Origin of the sequence: Paenibacillus sp. PCH8, from assembly GCF_002968835.1 — a bacterium.
GTDB lineage: Bacteria > Bacillota > Bacilli > Paenibacillales > Paenibacillaceae > Paenibacillus.
In genome coordinates this window covers 179,542-193,548 of the sequence record NZ_PKQK01000005.1, presented here as the reverse complement: position 1 = coordinate 193,548, position 14,007 = coordinate 179,542, and the positions used below count along the sequence as shown (strand labels likewise).

The following is a 14,007-nucleotide window of genomic DNA, read 5'->3' as shown; positions in this document are numbered from 1 at the left end:
TTAGCTTCAACTGGATGCATGTCCGGTGTGGGGGAAAGAAGGGGAATGGGTTTGTCTAAGAAAGAAACATTCATTAGGGGTACGCTCATTCTGGCGGCAGCTGCGTTGATCGCAAGGGTACTCGGCTTGGTTCAACGGGTGCCGCTGGAGCATATCCTCGGCGATATCGGTAACGCATCGTTTACCATCTCCAATACGGTGTATTTAATGCTGTTAACCGTAGCAACGGCGGGCATACCAAGCACTCTTAGCAAAATGGTATCGGAACGCTACGCGCTTGGACGCGCTGGGGAAGCACAGCAGATCTATCGTGCAGCGCTGATCTTTGCGGCTGTCGCCGGATTAGTCATGTCTGCCTTGCTATGGTTCGCTGCGCCTTATTATGCCACGTATATCTCCAAAGTACCGGAATCGGCAAGCGCCATTCGAGCCTTGGCTCCAGCGTTGTTGCTCTTCCCGGCCATTGCGATGATGCGTGGATACTTCCAGGGACGCGGCAACATGACGGCAGGCGGCATTTCACAGATTGTGGAACAATTTGCACGCGTAGGTACAGCCATCATTGTGGCGTATGTCATGTTACAGTGGAATTACGATGATCAGACCATTGCTGCAGGTGCCTCATTTGGTGGCGTATTAGGAAGCGTTGGTGCGTTTGGTGTCATGTTATACTTCACCTTGAAATTGCGACGTAGTGACCGTGCGGCCCAATTGGATGTTGAGCGTGTGAAACAGTTGCCTATGCGAGGTATCTACAGTGATATCTTCAAGCTTTCGATTCCGATTGTGTTGTCCTCACTTGCGGTTCCGGCCATTAACTTTATCGATTCATCCCTTGTGGTCCCGCTGCTTAGTGGTCAAATCGGACTCGATGAAGCGACAGGCGTACTCGCCATCCTGGGTGCCAAAGCTCAGAGTATTGCGGGTATCCCGCCCATTCTGGCGATTGCATTGAGTCAATCATTGGTACCTGTCATCTCGGCCGCTTTTGTGCGCAAGGATGAAGCCCATCTGAAGAATCAGGTTACACTCGCTTTGCGCATTTCGATTCTGACAGGAATGCCGATTGTCATTGCACTTTGTGCGGCAGCGTATTCGGTTAACGGATTACTGTTTACCAATCTGGATGGAACGCCGATCATTGCATTGCTGACATTCGGTACCATTTTCCAGATTACGATGATGACCACCAACTCCATTTTGCTTGGGGTGGGTAAACCGCGGATTACGATGGTCAGTGTGGCAGCAGGTGTTGTGATCAAACTGATTGCAAGTCTGATTCTGGCGCCAATTTTTGGCATTTACGGTATCATTATTGCTACAGCTTTATGTTTCCTGGTAATCACGTACCTGAATCTGCGGGTACTTCGCAAGATTGTTGATTTCTCCATCATGGGAGATCGCTGGAAAGGTTTCATCATAACCGTGTTGTTTGCAGCAGGTGTTGGTTTTGCAACAAACTGGATTGGAAATCAGATCTTTGGACTATTCCTGCCAGCACGTGTATCCTTCTTGCTTACATGTCTTGTGGTTGGTGTGCTTGTGGTTGTGGTGTATCTGGTCCTGATGGTTGTGCTGCGTGTATTGCGCAAGGACGAGCTGGGCAATTACCCGCGTATTCTGCAAAAAATCCTTCGTCCACTTATGCGTCTCCAACGTGGAGCGGGGCAAAGAGGATAAACCTGCAAATTTCCATTCAAACATGATTTTCCTGTCAAAATAGGATACAAGCTCTGTCTGCTGCTGAAGCGGACAGGGCTTTTTTTGTATTACATACCATCTTGCCTTTCTCTAAGAAAAGGGAACATTTCAGTGTGTTAAGGTTTTTACATCATGAGCCAGAGCCGTTTTCAGCATGCCATATCGGTGTTCATGACTCATTTCAAATAACCATGGACGGCGTGGTGCTGTTAGATAACCGAGACAATCCGATGTCTCAAGCCAGTCCTGTCTGGTGATCGGTTCATAAGGCGTGTCTCCCCATACAGCAAGAAGTTCCGGACTATATAAACGTTGTCCTTCAGGCAGCCACTCTTCATTCAGAAGCTCTTGCGCATACAACTCATCATCATCAGCTTCCTCCTCATGTTTGGTAAACAGGCCTGGCCAATATTCGGCTCGCGAACCCCGATGAGGTACGGAACGTGCAAAGTTCAGTACTTCGTTGAATACTTGTTCCACGCCAAATAACAGGGCATATAGACCTTTGCCAAACATGATTCGCTCATCAAGCTTACCAAAATGTTCAATCACCCGCCCTGCAAGTCCCGCTCCCTGTCCCAGAGGAAAGACGATATGATTCAGACCTGCCAGATTATGCAGATGGAATGCGGGCTTGGAGAGTACTGCTTTTTGAAAATAAGGATGCTGCACCACCCGGCTCTCAATGTAGTTCTGCTCATTAATAATTAATGCCACACTAAGCAAGGAACTGCATCGTTCCAGCCAAAAGCGTTCCCAGAACGGCGTCATGAACGCCGATACGTGAAAGTGTGGCAACAGATGGAAGCAGCTTCGCCCAATTCGGCGGCTATTCATATAGAGCAGCAGCTGAGGATACGCATCCTGGAATATAAGTGCATTGCATCGCTCCAGCAGGCGATACATATGCTCGCGATCGATAGGATTTTGCAAGTTATGCATCAGGTCACTTCGAAGATCAGTCATGTGATATCCACCGTTGCGAGAGACCATATGGGCCAGCAGTGCCCAATGCAGTTCGGGATATTGCTCGTAACAATCCAGATAAGCTGCCGTACGGGTGATGTTACTCCGGTTATGTTCTTGTGTCAGGGACTTAATTTCTTCGAGAATGATGCAGTCCTCTTCGCAGACCAGTGCACTTTGGACCTGATCGTTACGTGTAAAAGGCTTTCCGCTCGTTGGCAATATACGCTCCACCTCTGACTGTAGGGCAGTGGCCATATCCGTGTTCCAGTCTATGTCTCGGATGGGGTGACGTAACTGTGCTGAAGCCTGCCATGCAGCCTGTTTGCCACGCCATACCTCCCAGGCTGCACCCGGAATGGAACGCATGATTTGCAGAATGGACTCGTGATGCGGATGGCTAGAAGAAGAATCGGTTCTTGTGGAAGTCATGAGTTGACATCCTTTCATGATGTTCTGTGTTTAATTTCTCGGGTCATGTGGTTTATTCTAAGTATGCGCTGAACATTTGACTTCCACTCGCCAATTTGCTTCACTTAGGTCTAGACAAGGTACAGAAAGGGAGATGAATTGAATGGAACAGATTACATCCAAACCGGCATTTGATGTTTCGATCCAATCCCCACGTTTGACGATTGCCGTATTCAAGGCAGACTGGTGTGGAGACTGTAAATACATCGATCCGTTTATGCCTGAGGTTGAAGAGAAGTATGCACGTGAACTGACATTGATTGAGGTCGATGTGGATCAGGTAGGGACCGTTAGTGAGGAGCAGAATATTCTTGGTATTCCCAGCTTTGTGGCGTATACGGATGGCCGGGAACTCGTGAGATATGTGAACAAGCTTCGCAAGTCACGGGAAGAAATTGAGCAGTTCTTGGATCGTGCAGTTGAAGTGTACAACACGATTCATAAATAATATTATATAAGTTCAACTATAGAATATTTACACAGACACTCCGATGCCAGAATAACCTTCTGATCGCTGTTATCCCCAGATTTCTTTGATCCCTTTTATAAAGGGGAAATCCGGGGCTAGAGGCGAACGCTTTGCTTCTTCTGGTTATTTCTGTCCTCTCCGTTATTGTGTAAATGTTTAATTGAACTTATATAAAAGCATGACAGGTTCATGTTGTGAAAGGTTATAATAAAAGGAACGCCATTTCTCTTGGTACAGGGAAGTGGCGTTTGCATGTTCAGCGTTTATCCGGGTAGGATGATCAGATACATAATCCCGTAATGACCTGTGGGTCAATATTTCGTCAGACGTTAACATTTTGTCACAAAGGGCGACGTCAATGAACATTTTATCCGGTATAATAAGTTTAGTTGTGAAAGAAGTGTCAAAGTACCGAAACAAGCGGAGAATATTCTTCGCCATCTTAAACCAACAGCGGGTGAGAAAAAGTTGAAGCACTTAACATTGTTTAAATGGTTAACCGTATTAACCTGTATCGTCATGTTTCTAGCCACTTTTGGTGGAGGCATCGTAACCAAAACGGAATCGGGCCTTGGCTGCGGAACGGAATGGCCTTTATGTAACGGAAAACTGGTTCCCGCTCATACTGTGGCCTCACTTATTGAATATTCCCACCGCGCTGTAAGCGCACTGGCTGGATTGTTGGCTATCGCCTCGTTTGTTGCTTTTCTGCGGTTTGGCAAATCACGCCGTGACCTGCAATTGTTTTCTTTCTTGACTCTGGTATTTGTAATTATTCAGGGAATTATGGGGGCATTTGCCGTCGTCTTCTCTCAATCTTCAGCAGTCATGGCTTTACATTTCGGCTTCGCGCTGATTGCTTTTGCCAGTTCCCTTATGATGGCATTGGGCATAAGGCAGGAAGCACGGGATGGCGGATTGGAGCGCCTGAATAAATACCCTCGGGTCAGTAAAAAATTCAGGAATCTGGTCTGGTTCTCCACGATCTACACGTACCTTGTTGTATACACGGGCGCATTTGTGAGCCATACAGATTCAGCAGGGGGATGTTCCGGATTTCCACTCTGTAACGGGCAGATTATTCCTGAGCTTTCGGGCGGTGTAGCCGTTGCTTTTGCTCACCGTGTGGCAGCGGCGTCACTTGTCATTGTTATTGCTATTCTAGGTCACTTCGCTTATCGTAATCATCCGGAAAACAAGGAAATGCGGACACTGGGCGTGGTATCTGTAGTTCTGATTCTGATGCAAGTGGTCATTGGTATTGGCATGATGCTGACCATGAGTCGTCCGGAAGTATACATGTTTGTAGCTCTGGCTCACATGTTGGATATCGCCATATTGTTCGGGGTCTTAACGTATATGAGTTTCCTGGTGTATAAGCTTCATCGTCCGGTTAATCGTTTCTAAATTTAATCCTTCGCTCGGCCTAAATATGAAAGTCCACCATCCAGTGATGCACATCATTGGACAGGTGGACTTTGTTTGATGTCAGAGGGATCAGGGCAACCTATGGCAAGCAGGAATTACACGTATACACGGAATGGGTTATGTATCTGATTATGTATTATGGTGATGAATGTGTGTTGATTCGATTGGGACAAAGGAGGTTATTTATGCTGCGAACGTTGCTGGGAGAAAAGCCGCGTATAAACGAAGGGGTATTGAAAGAAGCGATGGAATCCATGGCACATACGCTTGAGCTATTTCAGCGACAAATGCTTGTGGACCATGATCCCACTCTTGATTATCGTAAATTGTATGTGTGGACCCAGGGACTCATCTCCTCACTGGATGAGCTGGAGCAAAGTAGTTTCGCTGCTGCTCATTTTCGCAAAAAAGTGGTTGCGGGTTCCACGGACGATATGACACTGGCCGAAAAAGCGGAGTATGCCCGGTATGTTTATTTTTATAAAGATGGCTTCATTCGCTGCTTCGCCATCCTGGATAAAATCGGTACAGTATTAAATGAAATATTCCAGCTGAATACGTCGAATACGAAAGCCCATTTTTCTTATTTTACAATGTTAAGACAATTTGATTATGTCAGGGAACATCATGATCTTGCCTTGCGATTGATTCAGATCAAGGATTCATATCGTGAACCAATGAGCAAACTTCGCAAACGGCGTAATATGGAGATTCATTACATGAACTCTGAAATGCAGGATGATCTGTGGCAATTACACCAGACATTGCAAGGAAAAGTGAAGCTTGAGGATCTGGATCAGCATGTGCTGGAAATGCGTCAGGGCGTAGAAATGGTCTGTGAAACATTAAAAACTTCGTACAATTACATTAATCATATATGGCATAAGCAAGGAATCAGAAGGTTAACGCAATAAAATGAATGCAATAATTCCCTTTGACAAATCGGAATACTTTGATTATACTGAGTTCCAGATCGAATGGTACATGAATTACAGTTTATATTTAACTTTGGAACAGAATATAAAATGAACTTATAGAATCTTACAACCTCATATTTCTTATCGAGAGCGGCGGAGGGACAGGCCCGATGAAGCCCGGCAACCGATTTATAATGGATGACACTGTGTCATTCGTTATAGATGTTAGGTGCTAATTCCTACAAAATGGTGCAAGACACGATTTTGGCAGATGAGAAGGTAAATTCACGTGAAGAGCCCTCTTTGTATCTGCAAAGGGCTCTTTTTTGTACGTAAAGGGGAGATTTCCTTTCTTTCGGGTAAAGATAGATGTAAGTGGTGGGGAGGAGCAAGCAATATTGATTGAACTACATGGGTTAACCAAGACGTACGGCAGAGGTGCAAAAACGACAACGGCGCTATCCGATTTGAATTTGAGTATTCAAAAAGGTGAAATTTATGGAGTCATCGGTCACTCTGGAGCGGGCAAAAGTACATTGATCCGTTGTATTAATTTGCTGGAACGTCCTACGGAGGGCGAAGTATGGGTGGACGGGATCAACTTGACTGAACTGGGCAAAACCGGATTGCAGCAACAGAGACGCAAGATCGGTATGATTTTTCAACACTTTAATCTGCTATCCTCGGCAACAGTATATGACAATGTAGCTTTTCCGTTAAAGCTTGTGAATACACCCAAGGAAGCCATCGATCGCAAAGTAAAAGAAATGCTTACCCTGGTTGGTCTGGAGAACCATAGCAGCAAATATCCAGCTCAATTATCCGGGGGACAGAAACAACGTGTAGGGATTGCAAGAGCTCTGGCGAGTGATCCGAATGTACTTCTCTGTGATGAGGCTACCTCTGCACTGGATCCGCAGACGACGAATTCGATCCTGAAGTTGTTGCTCGACATTAACGAAAAGTATAATCTTACGATTGTTCTGATCACCCATGAGATGCACGTCATCCAGAGCATCTGTGATAAGGTTGCTGTCATTCATCAAGGTGGTATTGTGGAGCAGGGTCCTGTAACGGAAGTATTCTTGAAGCCACAGCATGCCATAACGCGGGATTTCATGATGCGTGACCAGGAAGCTGGACTTGCTCTGGAAGAGACGGCTTTGGCGAATTCAAATGTTAATATGCAGGCGGGTACTGCTTCCAAGCTGGTGAAGATATCATTTCTGGGCAACAAAACATACGAAGCCATTTTGTCCAGAACGGTACGTAAAACCGGCGTGGACTTTGCTATCCTGCAAGGCACGATCTCTACGATCAAACAGGTTCCCTATGGGCAACTGACCGTTAGGTTTGAGGGTGAGCCGGGTGCGATTGACCGGACTATATCCGAATTGACTTCAGAGGGACTTGATGTGGAGGTGCTACGTTAATATGGATTTTTCAACCGTGCGTTGGGAAGAGGTTGGTAAGGCTTCAATTGAAACCTTGCAGATTCTGGCCGTATCAGGCTTGTTCACCGTTATTCTTGGTTTACCTCTTGGGGTGCTGCTATTCATGACAGCTCGATCTGGTTCAACCCGGTCAAGGGTCGTGTACACGATACTATCCCTGATTGTTAATATTTTGCGATCCGTACCCTTTATTATATTGATTGTTGCTCTTATTCCATTTACTCGTACACTTGTCGGTACAGCAACAGGGGTACTCGGCGTGATCCCGCCTTTGGTTATCTCGGCAGCTCCTTATTTTGCCCGTTTGGTGGAGAATACACTTCGTGAAGTGGATCGGGGTGTCATTGAAGCAGCACAGGCAATGGGAGCATCAACCGGGCAGATCGTCAGACGTGTATTACTGCCTGAGGCACTGCCTGGCCTGCTTGCAGGAATCACCATTACCATCGTTACGCTTGTTTCCTACACGGCTATGGCAGGTATGGTCGGCGGTGGAGGTCTGGGAACACTGGCAATCAACTACGGATATTATCGGTATCAAAATGAGATTATGATTATAGCCGTTATATCCATGATCATTCTGGTGCAGGTTCTTCAGATGGCTGGCGATTACTTGGTTAAAAGGTTCACCAGGAAATAACACATAGACAACAAAATTGAATGAAGAAGGGGTTTTACAGATGAAAAAATGGTCTTTTGCTCTACTTAGTCTTATGCTGATTGCCGTACTCGCAGCTTGCGGAAACAATAAGGACGCCGATAGCGGTGCAGACAATGCAGCAGGTGCTCCACGTACAGTAGAATTGAAAGTTGGAGCTTCACCTACACCACATGCAGAAATTTTGGAAAGCATCAAACCTGAACTTGAAGCACAAGGTATTCGTCTGCAAGTGGTCACGTTCAATGACTATGTTCAACCTAACCAGCAACTCGCTGATAAAAAATTGGATGCGAACTTCTTCCAGCATCAGCCGTACCTGGACACTGAGAATAAAGAACGTGGGTTCAATCTTGTTACCGTAACACCTGTCCATGTTGAACCATTCGGTGGATACTCCAAAAAGATTAAGTCGTTGGATGAATTGGCAGATGGTGCAAAAGTAGCCATTCCAAATGATCCATCCAATGGTGGACGTGCGTTGTTGTTGCTCGCGAAGGAAGGCATTATTACCCTGAAAGACAACACAAATATCACATCTACGATTCAAGATATCACAGCAAATCCGAAGAACCTGGAGATCATTGAGCTGGATGCTGCTATGATGCCTCGTCAACTGGATGAAGCGGATCTGGTATTCATCAATGCCAACTATGCATTGGAAGCCAACCTGAATCCGGCCAAAGATGCTTTGTTGATCGAAGATCTGCAAGGTAATCCATACGCGAACATCCTCGTATCCCGTGAGGACAACAAGGATGCAGATGCCATCCAGAAACTGGCCGCTGCCCTGCATTCCGAAGAAGTGAAAACATTCATTAAAGAGCGCTATCAAGGTGCAGTTGAACCTGCAACGGAATAAATTAAATTTTGAGTTCCTGATTTAACTTTACGTGATTGACATGAATATCGACACCATAAGCCGTATATCTCTCCAGAAGAGGTATACGGCTTATTTTATGTTTTATTCTGTATGCATGCTGACTTATGGGCATGAATGTTTCTTCAAAAATTCCTTCAATGTAAATATGGGACAGATTGGCGGCGATAAGCAAGTTGTGAGGGGAGGATAAATCTTTTATACTGGATGAGTGACTGCTCTTTGAAGAGGGGGATGGACGTGAAGGGGAAGATTGCCCTCATAACGGGAAGTGCCAAAGGTCTTGGTAAAATGACAGCCCTCAGTCTGGCAGATCAGGGATGTCATATTGCCCTTAATTACGTACACAGTAGAACAGAAGCTGAGGCGTTAAGCGCTCAGATTACAGCCAAGGGAGTGCGGTGTATTGCCATCCAGGCTGATATATCCAAAGCTGAAGAGATAGCCATACTGGTTGAACAGGTGGAAGACAAGTTGGGCAGTATCGATATCTTGGTGAATAACGCGGGTCCATTTGTCCGCGAGCGTCGATTATTTGCCGAATATTCCGAAGCTGAGGTCCAGATGCTGGTGCAGGGTAATTTGCTGGGACCTATGCTGCTGGATCAACGTGTTTTGCCGGAGATGCGGCGCAAGCAGTGGGGGCGCATTATCCATTTTGGCTTCAGTCATGCCGGAGAAGCGAGATCATGGCCTCATCGTGCAGTATATGCGGCTGCCAAGGTAGGTCTGGTATCTTTTACGAAGACACTTGCGGTTGAAGAAGCTCCTTACGGAATTACGGTCAACATGATATGTCCAGGTGACATTCGCGGTGCGAACAAAGAGAAAACGATCGATGAAGTGGCAGGTATAACGGACGAGGAGACGCCACGCGGACGTCCTGGCAGTGGTGAAGATATCGCACGAGTCATTACGTATCTGTGTCTGGATCATTCTGATTTTATTACAGGCAACATTATGGATATATCGGGAGGGCTTGATCCGATCCGACCTACAATACAGCGTGAGGATGCCTGAGCTTAAACAAAAAAAAGCCCTCCGCTTCATGCGAAGCGAAAGGCTCTTGAGGTTTATTTCTTGAAGGATTGATTAGAATACTTGGACGACTTCTTGTACACCCTCAACTTCTTCGAGAAGGGCGCGTTCAATCCCGGCTTTTAAGGTAATGGTGGAGCTTGGGCAACTGCCGCAGGCACCGACCAGTTTCAGCTTAATGATCCCGTCTTCCACGTCGACCAGTTCCACGTCACCGCCATCGCGTTGCAGGAACGGACGAAGCTTGTCAAGAACATCAGATACCTCATCATACATGGTGTCTTGTGCGTTTTCGCTCATATTGTTCAACTCCTTTCCTTCCTATATTATATTACAAATGACCATAAATTAAAATGGTCAAACAAAGCAGGTGAACCTAAATGAGACCTATTATTGAATTTTGTGCTAACAATATGCACTTTGGCACAGATGAAGTCATGGATCAATTGGATGAAAATCCAGACTATGATGTGATTGAATATGGCTGCCTGACCAGCTGTGGTCAATGTTATATGACTCCTTATGCACTGGTGAACGGCGAAGTTGTCATCACGGACAAAGTGGAAGATTTATATAACGCCATTCTGGCCAAAATTGCTGAAGCCGATGCTTGGGATGCGCTTGATCTCGACTAACCGAGATGGCGCTTGGACATCCAGAGCACACCACTTTTTAGAATACGAGGTACACGTCCCATCATGGACGTTTTGCCCATTAGCCCAAACCCAGCCTTCTTGCCGAGAGCACCGAGTGTGCCACGAAGCTTGAGTGATTGCGGGTTGGGTTTTTCGCCTTTCCAGAGGGCATGCTGAATATGAGCGATCTGTTCACCCTGTACTTCTGCAGCCTGACCGCTAGGTGCATAAGGTACACTGGCACAGTCACCAACGACATAAACATCGGTATATTCCGGAATTTGGTAGTATTCATTCAGAACGACACGACCTTGAGGGTCTTTGGTAACATCCAGATCCTGTACCACTTTAACGGGCTGGATACCTGCGGTCCAGACTACAGCATCGGTCAGAATCTGTTCATCCCGGTTAAAGATGGCGTTGGGTTCAACGCGTGAAATGGCGATATGCCCGCGCGTATCTACTTGGTGTTCGTTGAACCATTCATGAACATAAACGGACAACCGTTGCGGGAAAGCGGATAATACACGTTCACCGCGGTCCAGAATGCTGATATTCAGATCCGGTCTGCTCTCTCTAAGCTCGGCTGCGATCTCGACGCCGCTTAACCCACCGCCAACAATATGCACGTCTCCATAGGCTTTGATCTCATTAAGACGCAGGTAGGTCTCACGTGTTTTGCTGAAGCTTTGAATCGTGCAGCTGTATTCTTCTGCACCTGGCGTATCATGAAAACGGTCTGTACAGCCAAGTCCAATGACAAGCTTGTCATAAACGAGCGGGTCCTGGCCTTCAAATTCAATCTGACGCTGTTCCAGGTCAATCGAAGTGACTTCTCCATAACGGTACGTCACTTTATCGCTCACTGGAAATTGGATGCGCAGGTCATAGTCGGATACGGTCCCTGCTGCGAGTGCGTAATATTCGGTCTTTAATCCCTGAAAGGGGCTACGGTCCACGAGTATAATCTGGGTGTCTGACGGGATCTTGCCTTCCAAAAGTTCCTTGATAATCGTGAGGCCGCCATAGCCGCCTCCAAGAATGACGAAATTTTTCATGACTCGGCTTCCTTTCTACATCAGTCCCGTGTGAACGGGGCTGCAACCTGTGGAGCAGCTATGCAATAACATAGCTGCTCCTTTTGTTTTTATTTGAATAATTGAAAAATGGGAATTGAAAATTAAAGATATATTTCAGCAGTTTGCATCACTCGGGTTCAAACGTCTTCCTGTACAATGAAAGTAGCGTTCTGGAGTGATGCGGGTGCAATATAGGTGGAAATAAGTGCTTATGCTATTCGTAGACCTGAATTTCGTTGTAGAACGTATCGCGTTCCACCGGAATACGGCCTGCGCCTTTGACCAGCCAGATCAACTCTTTGCGTGTTAATCCTTCGGGCGTAAGAGCACCGGCAGCGTGGCTGATTTTCTCACGTACAATCGTACCATGCACGTCAGAAGCCCCGAAGCTGAGCGCTACCTGAGTCAGTTGTGGACCAATATTAATGAAGTATGCTTTAACATGATCAATGTTATCCAGCATCAGACGGCTGATCGCAATGGTTTTGAGATCCTCATACGCCGAGTTACGACGCATAATGCTCGCACTTTTGCTCTTAGGTTGCATGGAGAGCGGGATAAAGACCATGAATCCGTTGGTTTCATCTTGCAACTCACGGATCTGTATCATATGGTTGACGCGGTCTGCATAAGACTCGATGGAACCGTACAGCATCGTTGTATGAGTACGCATACCCAGATTGTGCGCTGTCCGGTGTACTTCGAGATAACGATCCACGTTCGCTTTGTCCACACGCATTTTTTTGCGATATTCATCGGACAAGATCTCGGCGCCGCCACCTGTTAGAGACTTCAAGCCTGCTTTTTGGAGCTCTTGGAGAACTTCCGTGATGCTCAGACCGCTAATGCGAGTGAAGAAATCAATTTCGGCTGCAGTGTAGGCTTTCAGCGTAACGTCCGGATATTTCTCGTTTAGAGCACGTAGGGAATCGACATAATACTGAAAAGGAACATGGTTGTTATGTCCGCCTACGATATGGAATTCACGTACGCCCGGATGAATATGTTGTTCAACATACTCGATCATTTCCTCACCGGATAATGTGTAAGAGCCATCTTCGCCCTGGTCTTTGCGGAAATTACAGAAAGCGCAGTGAGCTTCACATACGTTTGTAAAATAAAGACTCATGTTCTCAATGAAATATACTTTCTTGCCATTCTTCCGTAGGTTGGCCTCATTGGCCAGCTGGCCCAAAGTCAGCAGATCATCTGTTTCGTACAGATATACGCCGTCTTCTAAGTTCAGCCTTACGCCGTTCTGCACTTTCTCAACGATCTCAGCCATTCTTTTGTCTGTGAACGGTGTTACCAATGTAGACATACTGTTTCCTCCTGTTCTTAACCGGACTTGAGTTGTGTGTAGGATCTGCATACAGAACTACATAGCAAAGATGCGGTCATCTGCCGCTTTCTTATATAGACTAACTCTTATTTACCCGGTGCAGCGTATGCTGCAAGTGAAAGCTATTTTTTTCGAAAAAGTTTGAGTCGGTTGACTCATATATGCATTGGGGACTGCGTTGCAGTCTCGAAATGTGAAAAAAATTACAACTCCAATTACGACCAACACCTGAATAAGTCATGACAAACTATCGACATTTCAGTGCGACCACCTATTCATTATAAACCTCGTGTCCCGGGGGTTCAATACACTGGGAAGAAAAAGGAGTTCAGGGGGAACGCGGAAAGAGGCAAACATGACTTGAGACCCTTGACGGGGTGGAGTATAATTTAAGGAAGCGTTAATGAAAAGGAGAGTGACCTGGCATGATTAACATCAGCGAAACGGCTGCTGACAGATTGAAAGAGATGCTTGCACAGCAAGAGGCACCTGGCATGTTCCTGCGTCTTGGCGTAACACCGGGCGGTTGTACCGGGTTTTCGTACGCCATGGGCTTTGACGATAAAGAGTCCGATGAGGACCTGTATATGGATATTCAAAGTATGAAGGTTGTTGTAGAGAAGGAAAACCTGAAATACCTGGATGGATTGGAAATTGATTTTGAAGAATCCGGCATGACCGGTGGATTCACCATTCATAACCCGAACGCAGTAGCCACATGTGGCTGCGGATCATCCTTCCGTACGAAGGAAGAAGCGGGCGTACCGGATAAAGATTGTTAAGATTGTAATTACGACCTCTGCGGCGTATTAGTCTTGTACTAATGACGTTGTGGAGGTCTTTTTGTTTATGGATTCGAATCAATTTCATAACTCACTAAAATGGATTTTTTGTAACTAGATATAGACAAAATGAACCGTTTCGATCTATATCTAGCCTTAATTGAAGCAGCTAAAGGTATTATGAAAT

14 protein-coding genes and 1 riboswitch are annotated in these 14,007 nt (G+C 46.1%); of the genes, 10 read left to right on the top strand and 4 right to left on the bottom strand.

Annotated features, from left to right (window positions below):
- The first annotated feature begins 51 nt into the window (after nucleotides 1-51).
- Nucleotides 52-1,680, top strand: coding sequence for a putative polysaccharide biosynthesis protein (locus C0Q44_RS24865; protein ID WP_105409969.1), 1,629 nt, complete (start codon nucleotides 52-54; stop codon nucleotides 1,678-1,680).
- Between the two features lie 129 nt (nucleotides 1,681-1,809).
- Here the strand turns inward: C0Q44_RS24865 and C0Q44_RS24860 are convergent, their stop codons facing one another.
- Complete coding sequence (locus C0Q44_RS24860; protein ID WP_105409893.1) at nucleotides 1,810-3,099, bottom strand: DUF2515 family protein; 1,290 nt, start codon at nucleotides 3,097-3,099, stop codon at nucleotides 1,810-1,812.
- A gap of 142 nt (nucleotides 3,100-3,241) precedes the next feature.
- Between C0Q44_RS24860 and C0Q44_RS24855 the strand changes: the two genes are divergently transcribed.
- From C0Q44_RS24855 to C0Q44_RS24825, 7 genes are all read left to right on the top strand, one after another.
- A complete protein-coding gene (locus tag C0Q44_RS24855) occupies nucleotides 3,242-3,586 on the top strand; it encodes a thioredoxin family protein (RefSeq protein ID WP_105409892.1) in 345 nt (114 codons plus the stop codon).
- A 540-nt stretch (nucleotides 3,587-4,126) separates the two neighbouring features.
- Nucleotides 4,127-5,014, top strand: a complete 888-nt coding sequence (locus C0Q44_RS24850) for a COX15/CtaA family protein (protein WP_374955150.1) — start codon at nucleotides 4,127-4,129, stop codon at nucleotides 5,012-5,014.
- A 206-nt stretch (nucleotides 5,015-5,220) separates the two neighbouring features.
- On the top strand, nucleotides 5,221-5,949 hold the full coding sequence (locus C0Q44_RS24845) for a Cthe_2314 family HEPN domain-containing protein (RefSeq protein ID WP_105409890.1): 729 nt from the start codon (nucleotides 5,221-5,223) through the stop codon (nucleotides 5,947-5,949).
- 141 nt (nucleotides 5,950-6,090) lie between these two features.
- Nucleotides 6,091-6,230: riboswitch (SAM riboswitch) on the top strand.
- Between the two features lie 120 nt (nucleotides 6,231-6,350).
- Nucleotides 6,351-7,385: a methionine ABC transporter ATP-binding protein gene (locus C0Q44_RS24840; RefSeq protein WP_105409889.1), complete on the top strand. Its 1,035-nt coding sequence runs from the start codon at nucleotides 6,351-6,353 to the stop codon at nucleotides 7,383-7,385.
- A 1-nt stretch (nucleotide 7,386) separates the two neighbouring features.
- Nucleotides 7,387-8,046, top strand: a complete 660-nt coding sequence (locus C0Q44_RS24835) for a methionine ABC transporter permease (protein WP_105409888.1) — start codon at nucleotides 7,387-7,389, stop codon at nucleotides 8,044-8,046.
- A 40-nt stretch (nucleotides 8,047-8,086) separates the two neighbouring features.
- Entirely contained in the window at nucleotides 8,087-8,926 is an 840-nt protein-coding gene (locus C0Q44_RS24830; RefSeq protein ID WP_105409887.1) for a MetQ/NlpA family ABC transporter substrate-binding protein, read from the top strand.
- Between the two features lie 258 nt (nucleotides 8,927-9,184).
- The gene (locus C0Q44_RS24825) at nucleotides 9,185-9,964 is read left to right on the top strand and encodes an SDR family oxidoreductase (RefSeq protein ID WP_105409886.1); all 780 of its coding nucleotides are present in this window, start codon (nucleotides 9,185-9,187) and stop codon (nucleotides 9,962-9,964) included.
- A gap of 72 nt (nucleotides 9,965-10,036) precedes the next feature.
- Here C0Q44_RS24825 and C0Q44_RS24820 read toward each other — a convergent pair whose 3' ends face one another.
- A complete protein-coding gene (locus C0Q44_RS24820; RefSeq protein ID WP_062837977.1) occupies nucleotides 10,037-10,282 on the bottom strand; it encodes a NifU family protein in 246 nt (81 codons plus the stop codon).
- Between the two features lie 80 nt (nucleotides 10,283-10,362).
- On the opposite strand from C0Q44_RS24820, the gene C0Q44_RS24815 reads away from it, so the two are divergent.
- Nucleotides 10,363-10,617 carry a YuzB family protein gene (locus tag C0Q44_RS24815; protein WP_105409885.1) on the top strand — a complete coding sequence of 85 codons (255 nt, stop codon included), beginning with the start codon at nucleotides 10,363-10,365 and terminating at the stop codon, nucleotides 10,615-10,617.
- Here C0Q44_RS24815 and C0Q44_RS24810 read toward each other — a convergent pair.
- Together C0Q44_RS24810 and mqnE are read right to left on the bottom strand one after the other, a co-directional pair.
- Nucleotides 10,614-11,675 carry an NAD(P)/FAD-dependent oxidoreductase gene (locus C0Q44_RS24810; protein WP_105409884.1) on the bottom strand — a complete coding sequence of 354 codons (1,062 nt, stop codon included), beginning with the start codon at nucleotides 11,673-11,675 and terminating at the stop codon, nucleotides 10,614-10,616. The genes C0Q44_RS24815 and C0Q44_RS24810 overlap by 4 nt on opposite strands.
- Before the next feature lie 235 nt (nucleotides 11,676-11,910).
- The gene (gene mqnE / locus C0Q44_RS24805) at nucleotides 11,911-13,017 is read right to left on the bottom strand and encodes an aminofutalosine synthase MqnE (RefSeq protein WP_105409883.1); all 1,107 of its coding nucleotides are present in this window, start codon (nucleotides 13,015-13,017) and stop codon (nucleotides 11,911-11,913) included.
- Between the two features lie 446 nt (nucleotides 13,018-13,463).
- Here mqnE and C0Q44_RS24800 point away from each other — a divergent pair, with 446 nt between their 5' ends.
- On the top strand, nucleotides 13,464-13,820 hold the full coding sequence (locus C0Q44_RS24800; protein ID WP_105409882.1) for a HesB/IscA family protein: 357 nt from the start codon (nucleotides 13,464-13,466) through the stop codon (nucleotides 13,818-13,820).
- The last annotated feature ends 187 nt before the right edge of the window (nucleotides 13,821-14,007 follow it).